The organism is Pseudomonas sp. EA_65y_Pfl2_P74, from assembly GCF_963970575.1.
Lineage (GTDB): Bacteria > Pseudomonadota > Gammaproteobacteria > Pseudomonadales > Pseudomonadaceae > Aquipseudomonas > Aquipseudomonas baetica_A.
Window position 1 is genome coordinate 69202 of the sequence record NZ_CAXAOQ010000030.1, and the last position, 24520, is coordinate 93721.

Genomic DNA, 24520 nt, shown 5'->3' on the forward strand with positions numbered 1-24520 from the left:
CCATGTGGGAGCGAGCAAGCCCGCTCTCACAGTGGTTCGGCGTGGTTTTCAACATTTGTGCTCTAAAAGGAGAAGAACATGCATCTGGTGCAATTCGAATTGAGTAACGGCGAGCGCCGCGTCGGTGTCGTCGACAATGCCGTGGTGCGCGAAGTGCAGGATACCCGCACCGTGCGCGATCTGGCGCTGGCGGCCATCGAAGCCGGCGGCACGCTGGAGCAGCAAGTGCAAACCCTTGGCCTGGGTATCAGTCATGACTATGCGCAGTTGCTCAACGAGCTGCGCATCCTGCCGCCACTCGATCACCCGGATCCGGCCCACATGCTGGTCAGCGGCACCGGCCTGACACATCTGGGCAGCGCTTCGGCCCGCGACAAGATGCATCAACAGGCGGGCGACGAAGCCGCCATGACCGACACCATGCGTATCTTCAAATGGGGCGTTGAGGGCGGCAAGCCGGCGGCAGGGCAGGCCGGTGTACAGCCGGAATGGTTTTACAAAGGTGACGGCAGTATCGTCGTGCGCCCGGGCCAGCCATTCCCGTTGCCGCCGTTTGCCGAGGATGCCGGTGAGGAACCGGAAATGGCCGGTCTGTACATCATCGGTCCTGACGGCAAACCCTATCGCCTCGGTTTCGCGGTGGGCAACGAGTTCTCCGACCACGTCATGGAACGCAAGAATTACTTGTATCTGGCGCACTCGAAATTACGCAGTTGCAGTTATGGTCCGGAACTTCGCGTCGGTGAACTACCCCAACACTTGGCAGGCACCACTTGCATCCTGCGTGACGGCGAAGTGTTGTGGCAAAACGAATTCCTCAGCGGCGAGGCCAACATGTGCCACAGCCTGGCCAACCTCGAATACCACCACTTCAAATACAGCCAGTTCTTGCGTCCGGGCGACGTACACATTCACTTCTTCGGCACCGCGACCCTGTCGTTCGCCGATGGCATTCGCACGCAGCCGGGCGACGTGTTCGAGATCAGCCAGGCCGAATTCGGCGCACCGCTGATCAATGGCATCACACCGGTCGCAGCAGCATTTGAACCGGACAGCATCGGCACCCTTTAAGGAGATCCCATGACTCAGATTCTCGGTCACAACTACATCGGCGGTCAGCGTAGCGCGGCCGGTAACGTCAAACTGCACAGCGTTGACGCCAGCAGTGGCGAACAACTGCCCCACGATTTCATTCAGGCCACCGAGCAGGAAGTCGACGCCGCCGCCAAAGCCGCCGCTGCCGCGTACCCTGCTTATCGCAGCCTCAGCGCTGAACGCCGGGCGCAGTTTCTCGATGCCATTGCCGATGAACTCGACGCCCTCGGTGATGATTTCGTCGCCGTGGTTTGCCGCGAAACCGCGTTGCCGGCCGGGCGGATTCAAGGTGAGCGCGCACGCACCAGCGGGCAGATGCGCCTGTTCGCCAAAGTGCTGCGCCGTGGCGATTTCTATGGGGCGCGGATCGACCTGCCGCTGCCGGAACGCCAGCCAATGCCGCGCCCGGATCTGCGTCAGTACCGCATTGGCCTCGGCCCGGTGGCGGTGTTCGGTGCGAGCAATTTTCCGTTGGCGTTTTCCACGGCCGGCGGCGACACCGCTTCGGCTCTGGCCGCCGGTTGCCCCGTGGTGTTCAAGGCCCACAGCGGCCACATGGCCACCGCTGAGCGGGTGGCCGACGCGCTGATTCGTGCGGCGGAAAAAACCGCCATGCCGGCCGGCGTGTTCAACATGATCTACGGGGGGGGCGTCGGCGAGTGGCTGGTCAAGCATCCGGCGATTCAGGCGGTGGGCTTCACCGGTTCGCTCAAGGGCGGTCGTGCGCTGTGCGACATGGCCGCCGCACGCCCGCAGCCGATCCCGGTGTTCGCCGAGATGTCGAGCATCAACCCGGTGATCGTCTTGCCGCAGGCACTGGCGGCACGCTCGGAGAGCGTGGCGCGTGACCTCACCGCGTCGGTGGTGCAGGGCTGCGGTCAGTTCTGCACCAACCCGGGTCTGGTGATCGGTATTCGCTCGGCGCCATTCACTGCCTTTGTGCAGCAGGTCGCGGGGCTGATCGGCGATCAACCGGCGCAAACCATGCTCAACGCAGGCACCCTTGGCAGCTATGGCAAAGGCTTGCACAAGCACTTGGCACATCCTGGCATCGAGCATCTGGCCGGTAATCCACAGCAGGGCACTCAAGCGCAGCCGCAATTGTTCAAGGCTGATGCCAGCCTGTTGATCAACGGCGACGAAGTGTTGCAGGAAGAAGTGTTCGGCCCGACCACGGTGATTGTTGAAGTGGCCGATCAAGCGCAGCTCGGCTTGGCGTTGAACGGTCTTCACGGGCAACTCACGGCGACGATCATTGGTGAACCTGCTGACTTCGAGCACTTCCCCGAACTGACGCCGCTACTGGAACAGAAGGTCGGGCGAATCCTGCTCAACGGGTATCCGACCGGTGTTGAGGTGTGTGATTCGATGGTGCACGGCGGGCCGTATCCGGCCACGTCCGATGCGCGTGGTACTTCGGTCGGCACGCTCGCGATTGATCGCTTCCTGCGCCCGGTGTGCTTCCAGAATTATCCGGACAGCTTGCTGCCCGAGCCGCTGAAAAACGCCAATCCGCTGCGTATCCAGCGCCTGGTTGACGGTAAGCCATCGCGCGACGCCCTCTAAACCCACCCCCAATCCCCTGTGAGAGCAGGCTTGCTTGCGAATGCGGTCTATCAGAAACATGTGTGTAGACTGACACGCCGCGTTCGCGAGCAAGCCCGCTCCCACAAGGTTCTGCTGCGACAATCAGCTATCATTGGCGCTTTCCCCCCTAGAAAGACTGTTTGCCATGACTGCCCAAACCCTTCTCAACGCCCTCGAACACTGCGATATGGTCGAAATCGACGGCTTGCATGCCTTCAAATTCGCCCTCGATGAAGACGATAACCTGCACATCGAGTGCATCGATGGCCGAGCGGCCAAGCATTGGGAATTCACGCCGGCGCAGGTTGAAGCGGCAACGTTTGACGAAGACCTGCAGAGCTGGCTGATCATTGGTTTTGCCAGCGACACCAAGACAACCGGCGAACATCGCCTGGTCTGCCTCGGCGACGTCATCAGCAGCAGCGACGACGAGGATGAAACTGATGAAAATGCGTAAGTTCTGGCCTCTGTTGATGGCTGGCAGCGTCGGCGCGATGGGCCTTTCCACGGCCTCTGCCGAAAGTTTCCAGTTGCTGGTCGGTTCCTACACGGCGGGCTCCAGCCAAGGCATCTATCGAATGAATTTCGACAGCGCCACAGGCCAGATCGATGCCAGGCCGCTGCAAGTGGTCAACAGCGAAAACCCTTCGTGGCTGACCGTTTCCAAAGACCAGAAACGTCTGTTCGTGGTCAACGAAAACGGCCCAGGCCAGAAGGATTCAATCGGCCGCGTCAGCAGCTACGCGATTGATCCAAAGACCCAAGCGCTGAGCCTGATCAATCAGGTGCAAAGTCTGGGCAACGAGCCCACCCATTCGAGCCTCAGCGGTGACGCCAGTCACCTGTTTGTCAGCAACTATTCGGTGGTCGAAGATCCGGGCGGCACACTGGCGGTGTTGCCCGTCGACAGCGACGGCAAGCTCAAACCAGTGGTGCAGATGAGCGGCCACCCGGCGAGCCGGGTCAATCCCGAGCGTCAGGCGTCCAACCACGTGCATTCGACGGTGTCCTCGCCGGACGGTCGCTATGTGTTCTCCAATGACCTGGGCGCGGACAAAATCTTCATTTACCAATTCGACCCGAAAGGCAATCCGGAGCTGCCGCTGACTGCGGCGAAAACCGCTTCGGTATCGTTGCCGGCCGGCAGCGGCCCGCGTCACCTGTTGTTCAGTGCTGACGGCAAGCATGCCTGGCTGACCATGGAAATGAGCGCGCAGGTTGCGGTCTTCGACTACAACGACGGTGTGCTGACCCAGACGCAAATGATCGACCTGGCGGCCGGGCAGCCGATTTCCGACAAGGCCGCCGCCGCGCTGCACGCGTCCGCTGACGGCAGATTCCTCTATGTCAGCAACCGTGGCACCGCCAATCAGTTGCTGGTGTTCGCTATCGACCCGGCCAGCGGCCAGCTCAAAGAGTTGCAGCGACGCTCGGTGGAAGGTGATCACCCGCGCGAGTTCAGCCTCGACCCAACGGGCAAATTCCTGCTGATTGCCAACCAGAAGAGCAACGAGATTGTGGTCGTCGAGCGCGATGGCAAGACCGGTTTGCTTGGCAAAACCGTGCAGAAACTGCCAATGGACGCCCCCAGCGACCTGAAGTTTCTGACGCGACAATAAGCCACAGGCCCCGGTTTACGGGGCCTGTCTCTTTGTATCAATCGCGCTGATAACAGCTAATGCTACAAAGCATTTCAAGCAAGCAACCGTCGAGCGTTAAGTTTGCTTCACAGCCCAGCCGGGCAAGCAAGCCAACCGAATACGAGGGTTACCGCCATGAACTTCAATCTCTTCTCTGTCATCGCCGCTTCCGCCATCTCTGCCACTGTTGCATTGCCTGCCAGCGCCCACGCTGACGTCAGCAGCAAAAAATCCCACACCCAGAGCTACACCCAGAAGTACCTGCAACAAAGCGCTAATTTCTACGCCGCCCTGGATCACAAAGCCCAACACTGAAAGTCTGCACGCCCAAGGGCTGCCGAAGGCTGCGATTTCTTGATCTTTTTTTTCAAAAGCAAAATCAAGAAATCGCAGCCTTCGGCAGCTTCTGTGCGTGTGTGTTTTGCAACACGATAGGTTTTATTCAACGTCGAGATAGACGGGCTAAATGATCAATGAAGCTGATGGTTACTATGGGAAACCCTGAGTGGTGGCTGCAGCTTTTTTGATTGATTCTGTTGGCACTGAAACATGCCAACGGAGAACACCATGGCCAGCGCAATCATCACTTCTGCCAAACGCGGCGCCTACCTGGTCATCGGTCTTTACCTGGCCGTGGTGCTGGTCGTCAGCGTCACATCGCAAATGGAACACCGTTTCGACGCACCGATTCAAGTTGCCCATCCCGGCATTCAGTTCGAACTTCGCTCGCAAAACGTGACGGTCGATCAGGCCGAACTCGCAGGAGTGGGCGGAGCATGAAAGGCTACAGACTCTGGGTCATCGCCGGTCTGGCGTTCCTGATCAATGGTGCTTCATTACTGGGGATTGGCCAGGGCTCGGTTGGCGCGCTGGCCCGGGCCATAGAGGCCAATCACAACATCGCGCACAACATTGAGCGCGCCAATACGCTGGGGCTGATGGCAGGCAATCCGCCGATCAAAGTCTCGGCCGATTTTCTCGGCCCCTTTGAAGTGGATTGCTCGGCACTCGGGATGTGCCAGGCTCTGGCCTGAACCTGGGTGCTTTATTTCCTCATGATCGAGGTAAAGAGGTCAGATTCGAGAAAGCGCTGCAACCACACTTGCAGCCGCACGTAAGGCGTCTGCGCGAACCACTCGCGATCAACATGGGCGAATTGGCGAACGAATGGAAACAGCGCCACATCCGCCAGGCTTGGATGATCCGCCAGCAAGTAATCACGATCCTTGAGCAACTCATCAAGCGTGTGCAAGAACAGCATCCCTTCAGCCCGATACGCCTCCATCGGCTGTTCGGGATAACGCTCGGCGTACTTGTAGCGATTCAAGTGAACCTTGAATACCTGATCATTGGCTTCGATCAGCTCGGCAATTCTCGAATCACCCTCCAGCCGCCAATCCTGCGGATCATTGTGCGCCAGTGCCCAGCGCATGATCTCCAGGCTTTCATCGATCACCCGGCCATTCGCATCCAGCACCGGCACCGTGCCCTTGGGCGAGAGCACCAGCATCTCGGCCGGTTTGGCCTTGAGGCTGACTTCAACGATCTCCACCGGCACGCCCGAATAGCGCAGGGCCATCCGCGCCCGCATCGCATACGGGCAGCGGCGGAAGGAATAGAGCGTGTTCATTTCACCTCCAGCGTGCTCAAACCGTTCCCTTGGCGCAGTACCTGAATCTGCACCGGGATTCGCTCATGCATTTCCTGTACGTGGGAAATGACTGCGACTTTACGGCCCTGCGCCTGCAAGCCGTCGAGGGCGTCCATCGCCAGTTGCAGGGATTGCGGATCGAGACTGCCGAAGCCTTCGTCGATAAACAGCGATTCGATCTTCAAGGTGCTCGATGCCATTGACGCCAGCCCCAACGCCAGCGCCAACGAAACGAGGAACGTCTCACCGCCGGACAACGAATGTACCGAGCGCAGTTCGTCGCCCATTTCCGTGTCCATCACCAACAGGCCGAGCATGCTGCCGCCGCGTTTGAGGCGATAGCGTTTGACCAGTTGCCGCAATTGCACGTTGGCGTGGTGCACCAACAGGTCGAGGTTGTACGCCTGAGCGATCTTGCGGAAAGTGTCGCCAGTGGCCGAGCCGATCAACGCACTCAGACGCGCCCAGCGCTGGTATTCGGCATAGGCGTCGGCGATCTGCTGCGCCAAGGCCTGATTGGCGTTCTGTCGGCGCTGGTCTTCGGCCTGTTCGGCACGCAATTCGGCGCATTGCTGCTCGCTGACGTTGAACTGGTTTTGCAGGTCGGCGAGGGCGCTGGCCAATTGTTCGGCATCGAGATGGGCGTTGTGCTGGGCCTGATGATCGAGCAAACGTTGATTGCGCTCCTGCAACAGCACCTTGGCCTGTTCGATGGCTTTTTCATTGATTTGCAAGCGTTGGCGCAGCTCAGAAAGTTGCGCATCGTCGACGCGCAGCAGGTCTTCGAGCCCGCCGTCATCCAGTTCGGGGTGACGGGCGCGCCAGTCGGCAATCTTGCCGGCCAGATCCTGATGTTCACTGTTCAGCGCCTGCAAGCGTTCTTGCTGCGCGTTGAGTTCGGCAGCGGTCTGCACCAGTTGTGTGCGAACGTCCTGCAGTTCCCGGGCCGTGCCGGTTTCGGCGTTGCGCGCCTGCTCCACGGCCTGTTCCAGTTGCTGTTGCCACTGTTCGGCGCTGGGGTGTTCGCCGAGCAATTGCGCGAGTTTTTGCTGGCAGGTTTGTTGCTGCTCGGCCAGCGCAGTGAACTGCTGTTCGGCGGTTTGCAATTGCTGGGCGCGCAGTTGCTGACGATCCTGTTCTTTTTCCAGCGTCTGCTGGCGTTGTTGTTGTTCGCCCAGCTCTTCCTTTTGCTGATCGATTTGCGCCAGGCGTTCGGCAATTCGTCGATCGAGTTGCATGAACGTCGCCGCCGGCTCAAGGCGCAAGGCTTCAAGGGTGTCTGCCGGCAACAAATGGCTGAACGCCGACAACTCTTCGTCAAGGCGCTGACGGTCGCTGCCCAGTTCTCGCTGCTGGTTATTCAGCAACTGTGCGGCCTGCTGATGCGCGGTTTCGGCCTGACGCAACTGCTGAGTCAGGCGCGCGGCGTCCTGTTGCAGGGCGAGCAGGTCGCTTTGGCGTTGTTCGTCCTGCGCGATGCTTTGGTTCAACTGCTCGTTTTGCCGGTTGAGCCAGGCGTCGCGTTTGTCGGCGTCTTGGTTCATCAGCTGCGCCGCTTGCGGATGAGCGTCGAGGCTCGGCGCGAGGGCATGTTGCTGGTCGGCCAGTTGCTCCTGTTGCTGCAGCAGTTCCTTTTGCTGAGCAATGACCCCAACGACTTCAGCGCGCAACTCCGTCAGTTTTTCCTTGAGCTGATCGACCACCTGCTGTGCGTTGGCCTGTTCGCTTTCATCGTGTTTGCCGAGGCTTTGCAGCAACGCTTCGGGCTGGTGATACGGATGCTCGTTGCTGCCGCACACCGGGCACGGCTGATCGTCCTGCAACTGCGCGCGCAGCTCTTCGACACTGGCGCTACGGGCAAGACGCTGGCGTTCGAGCAGTTCGCGGGTGACGTTGAGGGTTTGCTCGGCGACAGTCAGTTCAGCTTTGGTCTTGACCCCGTCCTGGGTCAGGCGCTCGCGTTCCTGTTGGGCCTTGAGCTGGCGCTGTTGCAGCTCGGCGCCGCGCTTGTCCAGATCCTGGCGGGTGGCCCAGAGGCGCGACAGGTCTTCAATGGCACGCAGTTGTTTGCGGTTGTCCTGTAACAGATTACCGAGGATACCGATCTGCTCGGCGACGGCATCGGGTTCGGCGCCGGCCTCTTTGAACAGCACTTCCAGTTGCTGCTTCTGCGACGTCAGTTCTTCGGCGCTGCGGCTGGCGGTTTGTTCGAGGCTGGCCAGTTCAGACTGGCCCTTGTTCAAGCGGTTGCCGATCAGCATCAACTGTTGCAGGCGATCGCGGTAGGCATTCCACGCATCACTCAACGGCGCCAGCTCGGCGCTCTGTTCCAGCTCGGCGGCGATTTTCTGCAGGCGTTCAGCGACTTCGGCCTGTTTCGCCTGCAACGCTTGAATGGCGCTCTGGCCTTGTGTGCACGCCTGTTCGGCAGACTGTCGGGCCTCTGCGCTGAGGGCGGTGTCCTTGGCGAGGCGAGCAAGGGTGCTTTGCTCTTCGAAAGCCTGACGCAACAACGGCGCACTTTCGCTGTGTCGCTGCTGCGCTTCGCTCAGGGCGACTTTCGCCGTATCGAGCGATTGTTCCAGTTGCGTCTGGCGTTCGCCGAGTTCGCCTTGTTGCTGGGTGTGCGCGGCAATCTGGGCCGCCAGCGGCGTCAGTTGCGCGTCGAGTTCGGACTTGCGCGCGAACTGGTGACGTTGCGGCGCGAGTTGTTCCAGGCGCGTCAGTTTCAGGCGTTCGCTGGCCAGAGCTTCCCACTGTTGCTGCGCACTCTGCAATTGCTCGGCAGCCGCTTGTTGCTTGTCCTGTAATTGGCGCAATTCCTTGAGCCAACTGTGCTGCTGCTCCAGTTGCTTGAGCTGCGCTTGCTGCAACTTCAATTGCTGCTGGGCGGCGTTGAAACGCTCATCCAGTTCAGCCCGGGTTTCGGGCGGCAGCGGCGTGACGCCGGTGGCCTGATCCTGCAGCAGCTTGTGCGCTTCGCGGGCCTCTTTGGTCTTGTCGAACGCGCGGCGGCCGAGGCGGGTGTAGAGCGCGGTGTCGGTGAGTTTTTCCAGCAGTTCGCTGCGGTCGTTGTCGTCAGCCTTGAGGAACGCACTGAACTCGCTCTGCGCCAACAGCACGGCGCGGGTGAACTGTTCGAAGTTCAGGCCCAGCGCGGCTTCCAGTTGAGTCTTGTATTCGCTTTTCTGGCTGGCGAGCAGTTGATCCTGATCGATATCGCGCAGGCTTTGCCGACTGGCTTGTAACTTGCCGCCAGCCTTTTCCCGCGCACGATTGGCTTCCCAGCGCGCGCGGTAACGACGGCCATCGATACCGACAAAATCCACCTCGGCGTAACCTTCGCCGGTGCCACGGCGCAGCAGAGTGCGCGGGTCACCGGTGGCAATTTCGCCGTCGGCATCCGGGACTTTGGCGTCACGGCCGGTGTTGTTCAAGCGCGGCACGGCGCCGAACAGCGCCAGGCACAAGGCATCGAGCAGGGTACTTTTGCCGGCGCCGGTCGGCCCGGTGATTGCGAACAGACCGGCACTGGCCAGGGGTTCAGCGGTGAAGTCGATCTCGAAGGGGCCGGCCAGCGAGGCCAGGTTCTTCAAGCGAATGGCGAGAATCTTCATGGCTGCTCGCCCTCCATTTGCACGTCTTGCAGCAGTTCGGCGAAGTCCTTGAGCGTCTGCTCATCGACCTCGTTGCCGTAGTTGTCGAGCCAGGCGCGGCTGAACAATTCCTGCGGGGTAAGTTGATCGAGTTCGATCAGCGCCGTGCCTTCTTCCGCGCCGTCAGCGCCACGGTTGCCGGCGTACTCGGCGGCGATCCGCACCAGGCGCACGGCTTTGCCTTGCAGGGCGCTTTCCACTTGGTGGCGCAGGTCTGGCTGCGGCTCGTCGAGAGTCACGCGGACTTCAAGCCACGGCTGACGCTGGGTTTCGGCGAGCAGATCGATGTTCGGCAGGTCCGCCAGTTGCAGCAGAATCTCTGCCAGCGGCGCCGGGCCGATGCGTTGCAGGTTGACCGCGCGCGGGATCAGTTTCGGCTCGACGCTGACCAGGGTTTCGCCGTCGAGGGTGATGTCGAGAATCTGGTGCTGATAGCCGATCTCCGAGAACGACAACGGAATCGGCGAGCCGCTGTAGCGGATGCGTTCCTCACCGTTGACCTTCTGCGGCTTGTGCAAATGGCCGAGGGCGACATAGCTGATACTCGGCCCGAACAGGCTGGCGGGCAGGGCTTCGGCATTACCGATGATCAGGCTGCGCTCGGAATCTTCCGACACCGAACCGCCGGCCATGTGCGCATGGCTGATTGCGACCAGCGCCTGACCCGGCTTGCGCTTGGCATTGGCGGCTTCGATCAGCCATTCGTGAACCTGGCCGATACCGCGTAGGTAGTTGTCACCCAGATGCGCGCCAGTCACCTCGGCCGGACGCAGGAACGGCAGCGCCAGGCACCACGCGGCGATTTCGCCTTGGGCATTGGGCAGTGGCAGCAGCAGACGTTCGGCATCGAGCTGGCCGTCATCCAGCCACAACACCCGACCCAGCGCATGGGTACGCAAACGCCGCATCAACGGTGCCGGCAGTTCGATCCGCGAGCCGGAATCGTGATTGCCGGCAATCATCACGATGGTCAGCAACGGCTGCTGCTCGTGGGCGCTGACGATGAAATCGTAGAGGCGTTCCTGGGCTTTGACCGGCGGATTGACCGTGTCAAAGATGTCCCCGGCAATCAACAGCACATCCGGCTGCGCCAGTTTCAGTTGGCGCAGCAGCCATTCGAGAAAGCACGCATGCTCGAAATCGCGCTCCTGGCCGTGCAGGTTTTGCCCAAGGTGCCAGTCGGAGGTGTGAAACAAACGCAAGGTGGACTCCGCTACAGATAAAGAGGTGATGGCCGCGGGTGAAAGATGGGCGGCTAAAGAGGGGGGAGTTTACAGATTATTGCGGTGGGAGGGCTGGTCGTGCAGCGGGTTGCCTGCTGGGTAAGCGTCCGCTTAACCGGCGCCATTCATCGTAACAGCTTGTCGGCGCATCTATTAATTGACGCCAAAATAGTGGCCATCTAATATCGCGCTACCAATATGATGGCGCTTGGCCAGCAATTCTTCTTTGCACACTATTTACTGTGATCGGCACAGAGGTGTGTGCCTGTTGGAGAGTACTGCGCCTGTTGTCGATCCCGTATTCCTGCCTGCTGTAATGAGACTTCAAACATGGACGTTCGCCAGTACGCCTTTTTTGCTCGCCAGCCTTCTGCTGCCGTAAAAACTCGTGAATCGTTCCTGGGTATGCCCAAGCGCGGTCTGGCGTTTCTGTTGGCCAACGTGATGTTCTGGCAACCGATCTGGGCGCAGGCCGACGGCATCGTTGTGGCTAACCCGAACACCTCGCTGGATCGCGCTGGCAACGGTGTACCGATCATCAACATCGCCACGCCCAACGGCAGCGGGCTGTCGCACAACCAGTTTCACGACTACAACGTCGGCGCGCAGGGGCTGATCCTCAACAACGGATCCACGCAGACTTCCGCCACGCAATTGGGCGGGCACATCATCGGCAATCCGAACCTGAAAAACAGCGGTTCGGCGCAGGCGATTCTCAACGAAGTCATCAGCGGCAACCCGAGCCAGTTGCGTGGCTACACCGAAGTGGCGGGGCAATCGGCGCGAGTGATCGTCGCCAACCCCTACGGCATCACTTGCAACGGCTGCGGTTTTATCAATTCGCCGCGTGTGACGCTGACCACCGGCAAACCGGTGCTCGACAACGGTCGGCTGGATCGCTTTCAGGTCGATCAGGGTTCTGTGGCCATCGAAGGCTCAGGCCTCAATGCTACCAACGTCGACCGGTTCGAAATCATCACCCGTAGCGCCAAGATCAACGCGCAACTTCAGGCACAGAACCTGACCATCGTCGCCGGGCGCAACGACGTCAACGCGCAAACCTTGAATGCCACGGCCCGTGCCGATGATGGCAGCGCCAAGCCGCAGTTGGCGATCGACTCCTCGGCGCTGGGCGGCATGTACGCCGGGGCGATCAAACTGGTCGGCACCGAGGCTGGGGTCGGGGTGAAACTCGACGGCAAACTGATCGCCAGCGGTGGTGATATTCAGCTCGATGCCAATGGTCATCTGAGTCTGGTTGATACCTCGGCGACCGGGGCAGTCAACGTCAAGGCTGCCAGCCTCGATGCACGCGGACCGGTCTACGCCGGCACCAGCGCGAACGTGCAGACCCAAGGTAACCTGACTAACCGCCAGACCCTCGCCGCACGCGACAGCATCAACCTCAGCGCCGGCGGGCAACTGAGCAACGCCGGTGCCATCGTAGCGGGCGTCAATGCCGATGGCAGCCGCAACGCCAGCGGTGATCTGAGCCTGAGCGCGCAGAACCTCGACAACACCGGCAAAAGCCTGATCGCCAGCCGCAACCTGATGGTCAACACCTCGCAAACCCTGAGCAACCAGGGTGGCACCCTTAGCGGGCAAACCACCGCGATCACTGCCGCAACGCTGGATAACCGCAATGCAGGCAAGGTCCTGAGCAATACCACGCTGAGCCTGAATGCCACTCAGGTGCTGAACAACAACGGTGTGATCAACAGCAACGCAAAGATTACGGCGAACGTCGGCCGACTCATCAACAGCAACGGTGAGCTGAGCAGTCAGAGCGACATTGTTCTGACCGTCACGTCGCTGGATAACGTCGCTGGCCTGATGACCGCCGGCCGTTTGCTCGACATCACAGCCCTCGGCGCGATCAACAACAGCACCGGCAGGATCGGCGCAAAGCAGAATCTGACCGTGCGAGCGCAACAACTCGACAACAACCAGCAAGGCCAGTTGACCAGTGAAGGCACGTTGACCACCCGCGTCAGTGATCGCTTGAATAACCAGAACAAGGGCCTGATCCAGGCCAACGGCGCGATGGACGTGCAGGCCACGCGTCTGGATAACCGCACCGGGAAAATTTCCAGCCTCAATACCCTGGCCGTCAGCAGCAACAACACCGACAACCGCGGCGGTACGATTCGTGCCGATCAGGCGGCAAAGTTGTTGATCAACGAACTGGACAACCGCAATGGTGGCCTGCTGACGTCGACGGGACTGATGAGCCTCAAAGCCAAGGAAGTGACCAACGATAGCGGACGGATTTCCGCCAAGGGTGATATCGACGCCAACATCGAGACCCTCAATCAACAACACGGCGAACTGGTCGCCGAAGGCAATCTGAAACTCACCGGTAAAACGCTTAATAGTCGTCAGGACAGCCTCGTTGGCTCGCTCAAAACCCTGACGGTCAACGTCGATCAGATCGATAACCGCGCCAGCACACTGTCCAGTCAACAGGACCTGCACATCAACGGTTCGCGGCTGGACAACAGCGAGGGCGGCAAGATGCTGTCCGACACGACCCTGGGCCTGAAAGTCGCGCAGATCATCAACGCCACCAACGGCCTGATCTTCAGCAAGGGCGCGAGCACCCTCAGCGGTATCGGCCTGAGCAACGTCGGCGGGCGCATCGTCAGCCAGAACACGCTGGGCCTGACCTTCGACGAGGCCATGGACAACCAGCAAGGCCTGATCAGCAGTGAAGGGCAGATGACCCTCAATGCCGGCAGCCTCGACAATCGTCTGGGCAAGTTGTCGAGCATCGAGGCAATGGCGCTCACCACCAAAGGCGCTGTATTGAGTCAGGGTGGCCTGATCGCCTCGCAAAAAGGTCTAACGTTCACCAGCGCCAGCCTCGACAACAGTGACAACGGCGTGATCAGCGCCAAGGCAGATTCGACGCTGACCACCGGCGAGTTCATCAACCGTCAGGGCGGCAGTCTGGCCACCGACGGCACGCTGTTGCTCACCGCCGCTCACCTGGACAACTCGGGCGGGACCATCGGCAGTCAAGAGAAACTGGACGTCTCGGTCACCTCGCTGGAGCAGGACGGCGGCGAGTTGTTCAGCAACGCCGACCTGACCCTGGACATGCACAACGGTCTGCTCAACAACCAGCGCGGTAACATTCATGCGCCGGGTCAGTTGCTGTTCAAGAACCTCAATGAGGTGAACAACAATGCAGGCGAAATGTCCGGCGCCAAGGCCTGGAGCCTCAATGCTCAAAGCCTGAACAACGACGGCGGCAAGCTGCTGAGCAACGAAAAGCTCACGCTGATTGTTGACCGTGCCCTGAGCAACATTAAAGGCGTGATCGCCTCAGCGGGCATCGAAGCGCGCAGCGCCAGCCTGGACAATACCCATGGCGAAATCCGTGGTCGCGGCGACGTTGACTTCAGCGTCACCGGTCTGTTCGATAATCAGGACGGCGTGGTCATTGCCGACAACGGCCTGACGCTCAAAGCGGCGTCTCTGGATAATCGTCAGGAAGGTCTGGTGGGCGCGACAAAAGCGCTGAACCTCACCGTCGACCGCGTCGACAACCGCAGCGGCGAACTGTCGAGCAAGGCTGATGTGAGCCTCATCGGCGCCTGGCTCGACAACAGCGACAGCGGCTACATGCTCGCCGGCGGCAATCTGGCGCTGACTGTTAATGAAGTCATCAACCGCAACAAGGGGCTGCTGTCCGGTGACAGCGGCCTGACCCTGACGGGCAAGACCCTGGAAAACAGCGGACGTCTGACCGGCCAGAAAGATCTCGCAATCAACCTCTCTGCGGACCTGAACAACGTGCAGGGCAGTGTCGTCAGCGAAGGGGCTCTGGCGATCAACGCCGATAGCCTCAACAACAATGGCGGCACCGTCTCCAGCGCCAAAGCGCTCACCGTCGATACTCGCGGCGCCATTCGCAACCGCGGCGGCAAACTGCTCACTGACTCCGATCTGACGATCAACAGCAGTGCGCTGGATAACCAGCAACAAGGCACGATCAGCAGTAAAACAAAACTGACCCTCACCACCGGTGACCTCAACAACAGTCAGGCAACGATCTACGCCGGCGACCAACTGCAAGTGACAGCCGGGCAGGTGACCAATACCAACGGCAGCATCGGTGCGGGCAACGCACTGATTGCCAATGTTCGTGGCCTCGATCAACAGGGCGGCAAGCTGTTCAGCAGTAATGCTGATGTCAGCGTCGATCTGAACGGCGGCGTTTTGAACAACCAAGGCGGCGTCATCAGTGCGCCGGGTCAGTTGCTGTTGAAGAATCTGGCTGACGTGAACAACCGTGGCGGCGAGATTTCCAGCGAGCAGGCTTTTGAGCTGCTCGCCAAGTCGCTGGATAACAGCGGCGGACAACTGCTGAGCAATCAGAAACTCACCCTGCAGATCGACAACGCGCTGACCTCGATCAAAGGCAAGATCGCTGCCGCGGCGCTGCAGATTCGCGCGGCGAGTCTGGACAACAGTGGCGAAGGTGTTTTGCTCAGTGACAGCGATATCGACGTTAAGGTCGATGGCCTGCTGAACAACCAGAACAAGGGCAGCATCAAGGCCGCGCAACAGCTGAACCTCAACAGCACCGGCCTGAATAATCAGGGCGGCACGCTGGTGGGTGTTGCGGGCGTCGCGATCGATCTGGGCGCCACCGCACAGGATCTGAATAACCAGGACGGCCTGATCAGCAGCAAGGGTTTACTGAGCATTGCCCACCTGCGTGACCTGAATAACCAGAACGGCGAGATTTCCAGCGTCAACAGCTTCAGTCTGAAAGGCAGCAGCCTGGACAACCGTGGCGGCAACCTGATCAGCAACGATCAACTGACCATTACTGCGGCGGATCTGAAAAACCAGAGCGGTCTGCTCTCCGGCTGGAATGGCGTGAGCATCACTGGCGGCAATCTCGACAACAGTCAGCAAGGCAGTGTTTCCAGCCTGCTCGGCAACACCAGCATCGACCTCAGTGGTGCGCTGACCAACCACAGCAACGGTGGCGTAGGCGCGAAGGGCGAAGTGAGCATCAACGCCGCGAGCCTCGATAACAGCAATGGCACCGTCAGCAGTGGCGGCAAGCAGACGCTGACCCTGACCGGCGGCGCGCTCAGCAATGCTTCCGGCGGCTTGATCGAGAGCGCTGACACGCTGGACGTCCGCGCTGCAACGCTAGACAACAGCGGCGGCAGAATCACCGCGAAAAAAGCCCTGACCTTCACCGGCACACAACTGAACAACAGCCATGGCAGCCTCGTTGGCGATGACAGCGTCAGCCTCGATCTGCTTGGTGCCCTGACCAACGTCAATGGTGCGCTTGGTAGCAACGGCCCACTGCTGATTAAACGCTCCGCCAGCGTCGACAACCGCGGCGGACAATTGATCAGCCGAACCCTGCTGAGCCTGCTCACCAGCGGTGATCTGAACAACAGCCAAAGCGGCACCGTGTCGGCCAAAGACCAACTGGATCTCACCGCTGGCGGCACGCTGTACAACAATACCGATGGCCTGATCTCCAGCCGCGATGCCGGGGTGAACCTCACCGCTGCCGCGCTGAATAACGGCAAAGGTGCCGTGCAAAGCATGACTGCACTGACCGTGAATGCGGGCAGCGGCGCCATCGACAACCAAGGCGGCAAGATCATCGCCCAGAACGGCGATCTGACCCTCACCGCCGCCAGCCTCGAAAGCCGTGGCGGTGTGCTCTCAAGCTTCAAGGGTTTGCTGCAAACCCGTCTGACCGGCGTGTTGCGCAACGGCCAGGGCGGCAAGATCGAAGGCAGCCGCCTCGACCTGCGCGCACTCGGTGGTATCTACAGCGACGGCGGGCGTATCGCCGCCAACAGCGGCAACATTCTGCTGAATGCCGGCGGCAATGCACTTGATAACAGCGGCGGCGGGATCTATGCCAAAGGCTTGGTGAAAGTCGACGCCGGTTCGATGAACAACAACGCCGGACAGGTCAGCGGCAGCGCCATCGAGTTGGGCGTTAACGGCAACCTTACAAACCGTAGCGGCCTGATCGAAAGCGCAAGCACTCTGGGGATTCGCGCCGCTAATCTCGATAACCAGAGCGGCAAACTGCGTGCCTTGGGCACCAGCGGCAAAACCAGTTTCCAGATCGGCAGCCAGTTCGATAACCGTAACGGTCTGGTGGAAACCGCCAACACCGATTTCACCCTCGCCGCACCAAGCTTCCTCAATGCCGGCGGTACGGTGACGCATGTCGGCCTAGGTGAGTTCGGCATCTCGACGGCCAACGTCATGAACGCCGGCGGCTCACTGGTGACCCGTGGCGGCCTGACGCTCAACGCCGACAGCTGGACCAACAGCAGCGTGATTCAGGCCGGGCGCCTGACGGTCAACGTCGGTAATTTCGTGCAGACCGCGAGCGGGCAATTGCTGGCTTCGAATCAGTTGATGGCGCGCGGTGGTAACTGGACAAACGATGGTTTGATCGCCAGTGATGGCAGCATGGACTTCCAGATCGGTGGCGCATACGGCGGCAATGGCCGAGTGAGCAGCCTGGGTGACATGCAACTGGATGCTTCCACCCTCAACATTGGCAGCGCCGGGAGTATCGCGGCTAGCGGCAACACGACCGTTGGCGCGCGGGGTGGGTTGGCGGTTGTGAACAACTATGGGCGGCTGACTGCCGCCAATGTCCTGAGCCTCAATGCCAGCGCCATTAACAACTATGGCACCCTAGCGGGCGGCGCGGGTGTGAAGCTGACAGCGTCGTCATTGTTGAACGATCAGGGCGGGTTTCTGTTCAGTGGCGGCGATATGAAGCTTCGAGTGTGGAGTTTCAACAACAAAAAGTCTGATGTTTACAGTTTGGGCGGGATCGATATCGCGCGGGACGATGCAGGTAATCGCGCGGCGTCGGTGGAGAACCTTTCCGGGACGATGGAGAGCACCAGCGACTTCTCGATCAAGGCGGACTCGATTGTTAACCGTAGGGATCAGTTCAAGACCGTGTCCGAGATGTATTCGGCGGATATTGGGGTGCGTTGCTTGTCGTGCGATCAACTTCCTGCTAACTGGGTTGACCTACTGGGTAACCGAGGGCCTGCAAAGCAATTGGTATGGGAGCAAAAATTCAGAGTAAGTATTCTTGATGGGGAGAGTTCCAAGGCTGCCTCAATTACTTCCGGGACAAATCTTGATCTGTTCGGTGGCTCATTTCTGAACTCGAACTCTTCCGTTGCCGCTTCTGGAAATATTAGGGTCGACGTAGCCAACTTCGAAAACTCAGGTACTGCCACAGGCGATTATGTATCTCGTCGATATATCGCAGCGGGTCAATCACTTAACCAGTGGCGTGAAATCGCCATGTACAACATGCAAAACGACGCTGATTACAACAAGAATATACGTTTCTGGAATGCTAACGAGGTTGATTCGAGAGTAACTTCTCGGGAAGTGAAGCAGGGATCAAAGAATGAGAACGATTACTATCAAATAATCGGGCCCGTTGTACTGTATCTGGGAAGCTACACTGGCCCTCGGTACAAGGCGGTTAGTTTCGGCGACTCGTTGTATTCGAACGGTATCCGAACCGAAGCTCCTGACTTCATAAAAAATGCAGCCTTCGATGAAAAAATAGTCACTTCCGCCCCTTCAGGCTTCGCCTCGGCCATCATTCAGGCCGCCGGAAACGTCACCATCAACGCCACCAACAAGATCAGTAACGGCGTTGAAAAAGCCTACAGCGCGGGCGCACCCGGCACCTCTCGAAGCGCTGATACTGACGCGAGCGGTACTGGTAAAACCACCGTAATCAGCCTCAACAGCCAACTGCCACCCGACCTCGCCCAGCAACAGGTCAACCCGCTGACATTACCCGGCTTCAGTCTGCCGGTGGGTGACAACGGCATGTTCCGACTCAGCGGAAAAGGTGGTAGCGAACAAGTCACTGCGCCAGCCCCGACATGGACCGTCGGCTCCATTTCCGGCACTACCGCCCAACGTTCGGACGGCATGCCGGTCCGTCAGGCGGCCGACTTCCAGTTTGACGCCAATGACCCAGTCTCGGTGAAAAAGCGCGATCTGGCGCTTGCCAGTGGCGCATCGGTGAACCTCAACGACAAAACCGCCCAATTCAACGTCGGCACCACTGCCACTGACGGGCCAGTCGGCGTGCAACTGCCCAATCGTGGCAACGTTTCTTTCAATGTGCCTCGAGTACAGGGCCTGCCCGATACAAGCGTGCGCTCCAACCCGCACAAATACCTGATCGAAACCAACCCGGTACTCACTGACCTCAAGAAGTTCGAGAGCTCGGATTACCTGCTGCAAAAACTCGGCTACGACCCGGACAACAGCGCCAAGCGACTGGGCGACGGCTTCTTCGAACAACGGATGATCCAGCAGGCGGTCGTAGAGCGCACCGGCCAACGCTTCATCGACGGTCAAACCTCCGACCAGGCGATGTTCAAGTATCTGATGAACAACGCCATCGCCAGCAAGGATCAGCTCAACCTCTCGATGGGCGTCACCCTGACCGCGCAACAAGTGGCGGCGTTGACCCACGACATCGTCTGGCTCGAAGAGCACGAAGTGAACGGCGAAAAAGTGCTGGTGCCCGTGCTGTATCTGGCGCAGGCGAATAATCGTTTGGCGCCAAACGGGGCGTTGATTCAGGGCGGTGATGTCACTCTGATCGCCGGCGGCAACCTCGATAACGCCGGCACGCTACGAGCCTCCAATAACCTTTCGGCCGAGGCTGGCAATAACCTCACCAACACCGGACTGATCGAAGCCGGTGAACGCCTGACGCTCAAGGCCGGCAACGACATCATCAACAAGTCCGGCGGCATCATCTCGGGCAAGGATGTCAGCCTGACCGCTACCAACGGCAGCGTGATCAACCAGCGCGACGTGACCGGCTTCGACCTGGCCGGTCGCGGCAACCTGTTGCACCGCGACTACCTGGACAACGCTGCACGGATCGAAGCGGCCAATGATCTGACGATGAACGCCGGGCGGGACATCAACAACATCGGCGGCGTGCTGCAAAGCGGTCGGGACATGACGCTTGATGCTGGTCGCGATGTGAATATCACCTCGGTTCAGAATCGCAGCACCGATGCTCGTGGCGGCAGTTACCTCAATCAGACTATTACGCAGCACGGCGCTGAAGTGACGTCCGGGCGGGATTTGTCGATTACGGCTGATCGTGACGTGGCGGTTGTGGCCAGTCGGCTGGATGCCAAGCGCGATCTCAGCGTCGATTCAGGCCATGACATTGTGATTACTTCGGCCGCCGACGAGAGTGACTACGTCTCGCGCAGCAAGAAGCGCGCGAACGAAACTCACAGCATCACGCAACAGTCGTCGGTATTGAACGCCGGTCGCGATATCGCGCTGAACGCGGGTAACGATCTGGGCATCATCGCCAGTCGGATCAAGGCTAAGGAAGATGTCAGTCTCGATGCGGCTCAGGACATCACCGTTGCCTCGGCCAAAGATGAAAGTTCTTCTTATTACTACAAGAAGAAAAAGGGCTCGTTCGGGCGCAGCAAAACCACCACGACAGAAAGTTATGAGAGCGAGAACGTTGCCTCGGTGATCGATGCAGGGCGAAATCTGACAGTTAATACCACCAAAGAAGAGGATGGTAGTGTCGGTTTGAATGGGGGGCGTAACGTAACGATCATTGGCAGCCAACTCAAGGCAGGTAATGATCTGGTCGTTGGTGCAAGCAACGATGTGGCGATGCTTGCCGGGATCGAGGAAAGCGGTGCTTACAGCAAAAAGACAAAAACCGGGTTGTTTGGTATGTCGAAAAGCGGAAGCAGTCAACTCAAGACAAACGTGACTCAGATTGGAAGTTCCATTGGGGCCGGGCACGACGTAGTGGTCGTGGCCGGTCACGATGTGCGAATGAATGCCAGCGTAGTCAATGCTGAAAACGACGCCGAACTGCATGCTGGATTGATTGATAAATCAGGCGATATCAGTCTCGCGGCGGGTGAGGATGAGGCCTACAGTCGTGCAGAAGCATTCAAGAAAAAGATCGGCTTGTCCCTTAAGGACACTATTGGTCTCTTTGCCGGTACGCCTGGCGCCGGCGCTGATATAACCGCGATTGCGTCACACAAAGGTGGGCGCGAAGTTGCGACTTCCACGAGTGTTGGTAGCCAAGTCAATGCAGGTCGCGATGTGAGCCTGAAGTCCGCACGAGATATTAATATCATTGGTAGTGGAATCAACGCCGAACGAAACGCATCGCTGGATGCTGGTCGTGATGTGAATATTCTTGCGGGAGCAAATCAACAACGTAGTAACAGTTGGGAAACGAATAACAGTTACGGTATTAAGCAGAATATTGATAGTAATGGCTTTACCACATTTGTGGGTGATGAAACGATCAAGGAAGGTATCAATAGCACGGCTAGAACTGCAGCAGGTAGCTATATAAAAGCGGGGCATGATGTAAAAATCAATGCAGATCGTGATATCAATCAGCAAGGGTCTGACCTGCTGGCGGACAACGATATCAGGCTGAAAGCCGGCCGAGATATCAATGTTGAAGCGGCAGATGAAACTAATGAAGTTACCCGTCAAAACAGCATAAAACGAAACGGTACCACAACAACCGTTGCTTATAATATCGGCAATACGATTGACGGGCTTAAAGGTACCGGTAAAGGTGAAGGCGGGGTCAGCAAAGGTTCAAGTGTTCTAAAAAGTGTCGATACTCTGGATAATTTTTTCAGCGGTCCGAAGTTTGATGGGCATCTGGGGGCATCAAGCACTAGCCAAACTCATACACAAACTTCACTGACGAAGCGTCCATCCAATCTTGACGCGGGCAACGACATTGTTCTTGAAGCGGGCAACGACGTGAATGTGAGAGGCAGCCAGTTCGACGCAGGTCGCGATATTAATGTTACTGGGCGCAATATCACGTTTGATGTTGCGCATGGCAATGATAGTACTGACGGCAGTAATACGCAGAGCAAGGGCGGCGTCAAGGGCGGAACGACCGGCGGGTTTAAAATTGGTGTGGGAGTCAGTAATGCAGGAGCTAAGGACGAGTCGAGTCAGGGGGCGTCCACGGTTACCCGCCTTAACGCAGGGGGCAGCGTCAAACTGGATGCCAAAAATGACCTTACTCTAGTCGGTGCTGAGGTTAGCGCCGACCGGAATATCACACTCAAGGCCGCTAACGATCTTAAAGTCGTATCTGCTCAGAATGTATCCAGTAGCGAGAATGTCCGCCGGAACTGGGGTGCCGAGGGAGGACTGATCGCGGGGAAGGATGGCTTCGGAATCTACGGCAGTGCGAGTTACGGAGCAGGAAATCAAAAGCGCGATGGTGTCCATCAACAAGAAGCCTATTTATACGCTGGGAATAGTCTGAATTTTGAAAGTGGCCGTGATACTACTATTGCCGGCGCCACACTTCGCGCAGATGAAGTAATTGGTGAGGTCGGTCGTGATCTGACGGTCACCTCTGTGCCTAATACTGGAAAGGTAAGTGGGAAGGAGTTCGATCTTAGTATTACCGGTTCCTTCTACGGAGCAAGCGGTTCGGTAGGTTTCGGGCAAACGACAGGTCAGACTAATTGGGTTGAAAATCAAACTGTAATCAGCGGCAAGAGCAAGGTGGATATACGCACCGAGAAGCATACCCAAATCGATGGGGCAGTCTTGTCCGCGGATAACGGGAATCTGAAGTTAGATACTGACACGCTGGGGTTCCGTAATATCACTGGTAAGGATAATGAACACGGTTATTATCTGAATGTAAGTGGAAGCTATGGCTCCAGTAGCGGTTCTCAGGCAGATAAGCCTAACAAAGGCATGGAAGGCCCGGGGAGTAACAGTTGGGCGGTTGAGGGTTACAATTACGAAAAGGATCGCGAGCAAATACTCCGGGCAACTGTGGGTGCCGGCGCTATCACAGTGCGTAATGATAAAAATACGGGGCAGGACTCAACGCTCGGTCTAAATCGAGATCTGAATCAGGCTTACGAAGTCACTCGAGATGAGGAACACCGTACTGATTTGTATGTGAGCAGTTCCTCTGTCAAGGCGGTACTGAACCCGAAACAAACGCTTCAAAAATGGAAAATGAACGTCGAGAAGTATGGGGAGAATAGTCTTGAGGCATTGAACTCACTAACTGATCTGCTCTTTGGTGCCGTGAATATTTTAAGCGGTCGGGGTTTTGAGGTTGCTGATCAGGTCACACTTCTTCGTGTTTTTGTAAGGCAGTTAAATAGTAAAAATGAGGGGGATCGAGGGGTTGCAGTCAATGCTGCAATCAAAAACATGACGAACGGTGACACCAGTCCCGAAACTCAAGCGTTGATAGAGCGCATTACTCAAATTGCCGGTAGCGATCCTGACAAGGCTCTCGGCATGCTAGTTCTGCTCAGACGCTTGCAAGATCCTCATCCAGAAAGATTGAATTTCGTGCCTTTAGCTTTGGCTGGCGGTGCAATTGCAGCTTTAGGGGCAATGCTTCTTTCGTCTGCCGCTGGAACAAAAAATCAGGAGAACACACGAGATGCAGTTAATGCGTTAGTCGCGTCTGCCGGTGAGGCGGGTTATAGCGGATCTCAGCAGTTATCCATTTCGGCTGAACTGTGGGCCTTGATGCTGGGTACGACCTTTCCGGTCACGTTACTGGACCCAAAATATGGAGTATTGACGAATCCAGCCGTAGATAATGACACTCTGCATCCTGTAAGCGTTGGCGGTTTCGTGACGCAACCCTCTTTGCCCACCGACACGGGCGGGAGCCCGGTCGTTGAGACGGGAGACGGTACGTACACAACGCCTATCGTAGAAAATCCGTCGTTAGGGAACGTTTATAGCCTGCCGTGGGGGCAGTCTGCGTCGGAATTTGAGAAGTCTTTGGTTACCCTCCCTTCGGGTGAACGGGTGGCGATTGTAAAAACCAGAGCAAGGGAGTTAGCCGATTCCTTGGGTTGGCCTAAGGACAGTTTCCTGACGAAATTGAATGGCAGAGATGTTTATGCCGGATCCGATGGATATTTTTACGCAGTTGACAGTCAGCACGGTAGGTTGGAACAGGTGAATAGCCGAGGGAAACATCAAGGAGAGGTTAAGTTTGATTTGACACCTATTCCTAAATCCAAAGATGACTCGGGTAAACATGATTTGAGGATGAAGTGATGAATAGTATCAAACTCGTCGAATGCTTAGATCCCGTTATTGTCAGGGGGCAGGTTTTTCGGGTGCCCGCCAGTTGGCCGTACGAAGCGATTGTGGACTTCATGGTGGTCGATATACCAGACGAAAATTTTGGCCATTCTCTGGTAGTGGCTTCCGGGAATAAATCAGGGTTAGTACTGGTGCATTTGCCATTGGAAAGCTGCGCATCGGGTGAACACGGAATTTCGAGGGAGTGGGTTGTTGCGAACTGGGAGAAATGGATATATCCAGAGTGCTCGGTTGAAGATGTTTACTTGTTTGATTCGATAGAGGTGCCAACGAAGCTGACAACTCGCTAGGAGTGGTAAATGGGACGAACCACGTTTGGGAAGTGCTCCGAAAACGCAGTCTGTCCCTGAGGGATCCCCACAAATCTACTCCAGGCTCTGCGCCTGATGATGCACCTCATCGCGCAGAGCTTTCTCCAATTTTTCCCAGTCTCCGCTGCCTCCGAACTCTATGCACCTACGCCAG

General features: G+C 58.1%; 12 protein-coding genes. 9 read left to right on the forward strand and 3 right to left on the reverse strand.

Translation table 11 applies throughout. The features are described 5' to 3' along the window. The first annotated feature begins 78 nt into the window (after nucleotides 1–78). The 7 genes from araD1 (at nucleotide 79) to AACY18_RS22250 (ending at nucleotide 5356) form a co-directional block, all read left to right on the forward strand. The gene (gene araD1 / locus AACY18_RS22220; RefSeq protein ID WP_339466134.1) at nucleotides 79–1071 is read left to right on the forward strand and encodes an AraD1 family protein; all 993 of its coding nucleotides are present in this window, start codon (nucleotides 79–81) and stop codon (nucleotides 1069–1071) included. 9 nt (nucleotides 1072–1080) lie between these two features. Continuing rightward, on the forward strand, nucleotides 1081–2661 hold the full coding sequence (locus AACY18_RS22225) for an aldehyde dehydrogenase (NADP(+)) (protein WP_339466135.1): 1581 nt from the start codon (nucleotides 1081–1083) through the stop codon (nucleotides 2659–2661). A 166-nt stretch (nucleotides 2662–2827) separates the two neighbouring features. Further along, nucleotides 2828–3139: a DUF5629 family protein gene (locus AACY18_RS22230; RefSeq protein ID WP_339466136.1), complete on the forward strand. Its 312-nt coding sequence runs from the start codon at nucleotides 2828–2830 to the stop codon at nucleotides 3137–3139. After that, a complete protein-coding gene (locus AACY18_RS22235) occupies nucleotides 3126–4301 on the forward strand; it encodes a lactonase family protein (RefSeq protein ID WP_339466137.1) in 1176 nt (391 codons plus the stop codon). The genes AACY18_RS22230 and AACY18_RS22235 overlap by 14 nt, the downstream gene beginning before the upstream one ends. Before the next feature lie 156 nt (nucleotides 4302–4457). Beyond that, on the forward strand, nucleotides 4458–4637 hold the full coding sequence (locus AACY18_RS22240; protein ID WP_339433186.1) for a hypothetical protein: 180 nt from the start codon (nucleotides 4458–4460) through the stop codon (nucleotides 4635–4637). Nucleotides 4638–4889: 252 nt separating this feature from the next. After that, the gene (locus AACY18_RS22245) at nucleotides 4890–5102 is read left to right on the forward strand and encodes a hypothetical protein (protein ID WP_339433185.1); all 213 of its coding nucleotides are present in this window, start codon (nucleotides 4890–4892) and stop codon (nucleotides 5100–5102) included. Beyond that, on the forward strand, nucleotides 5099–5356 hold the full coding sequence (locus AACY18_RS22250; RefSeq protein ID WP_339433184.1) for a hypothetical protein: 258 nt from the start codon (nucleotides 5099–5101) through the stop codon (nucleotides 5354–5356). Before AACY18_RS22245 ends, AACY18_RS22250 begins: the two co-directional genes overlap by 4 nt. A gap of 11 nt (nucleotides 5357–5367) precedes the next feature. On the opposite strand, the gene AACY18_RS22255 is transcribed toward AACY18_RS22250, so the two are convergent. The 3 genes from AACY18_RS22255 to AACY18_RS22265 are packed head-to-tail and all read right to left on the reverse strand — an operon-like array spanning nucleotide 5368 to nucleotide 10831. After that, nucleotides 5368–5952 (reverse strand): glutathione S-transferase, encoded by a 585-nt coding sequence (locus AACY18_RS22255; RefSeq protein WP_339433183.1) that lies wholly within the window; start codon nucleotides 5950–5952, stop codon nucleotides 5368–5370. After that, nucleotides 5949–9590, reverse strand: coding sequence for an SbcC/MukB-like Walker B domain-containing protein (locus AACY18_RS22260; RefSeq protein WP_339466138.1), 3642 nt, complete (start codon nucleotides 9588–9590; stop codon nucleotides 5949–5951). Before AACY18_RS22260 ends, AACY18_RS22255 begins: the two co-directional genes overlap by 4 nt. After that, complete coding sequence (locus tag AACY18_RS22265; RefSeq protein ID WP_339433181.1) at nucleotides 9587–10831, reverse strand: exonuclease SbcCD subunit D C-terminal domain-containing protein; 1245 nt, start codon at nucleotides 10829–10831, stop codon at nucleotides 9587–9589. Before AACY18_RS22265 ends, AACY18_RS22260 begins: the two co-directional genes overlap by 4 nt. 351 nt (nucleotides 10832–11182) lie before the next feature. Between AACY18_RS22265 and AACY18_RS22270 the strand changes: the two genes are divergently transcribed. Beyond that, nucleotides 11183–24007, forward strand: a complete 12825-nt coding sequence (locus AACY18_RS22270; RefSeq protein ID WP_339466140.1) for a hemagglutinin repeat-containing protein — start codon at nucleotides 11183–11185, stop codon at nucleotides 24005–24007. Further along, the gene (gene imm45 / locus AACY18_RS22275; RefSeq protein WP_339466142.1) at nucleotides 24007–24345 is read left to right on the forward strand and encodes an Imm45 family immunity protein; all 339 of its coding nucleotides are present in this window, start codon (nucleotides 24007–24009) and stop codon (nucleotides 24343–24345) included. The genes AACY18_RS22270 and imm45 overlap by 1 nt, the downstream gene beginning before the upstream one ends. Nucleotides 24346–24520 lie beyond the last annotated feature (175 nt).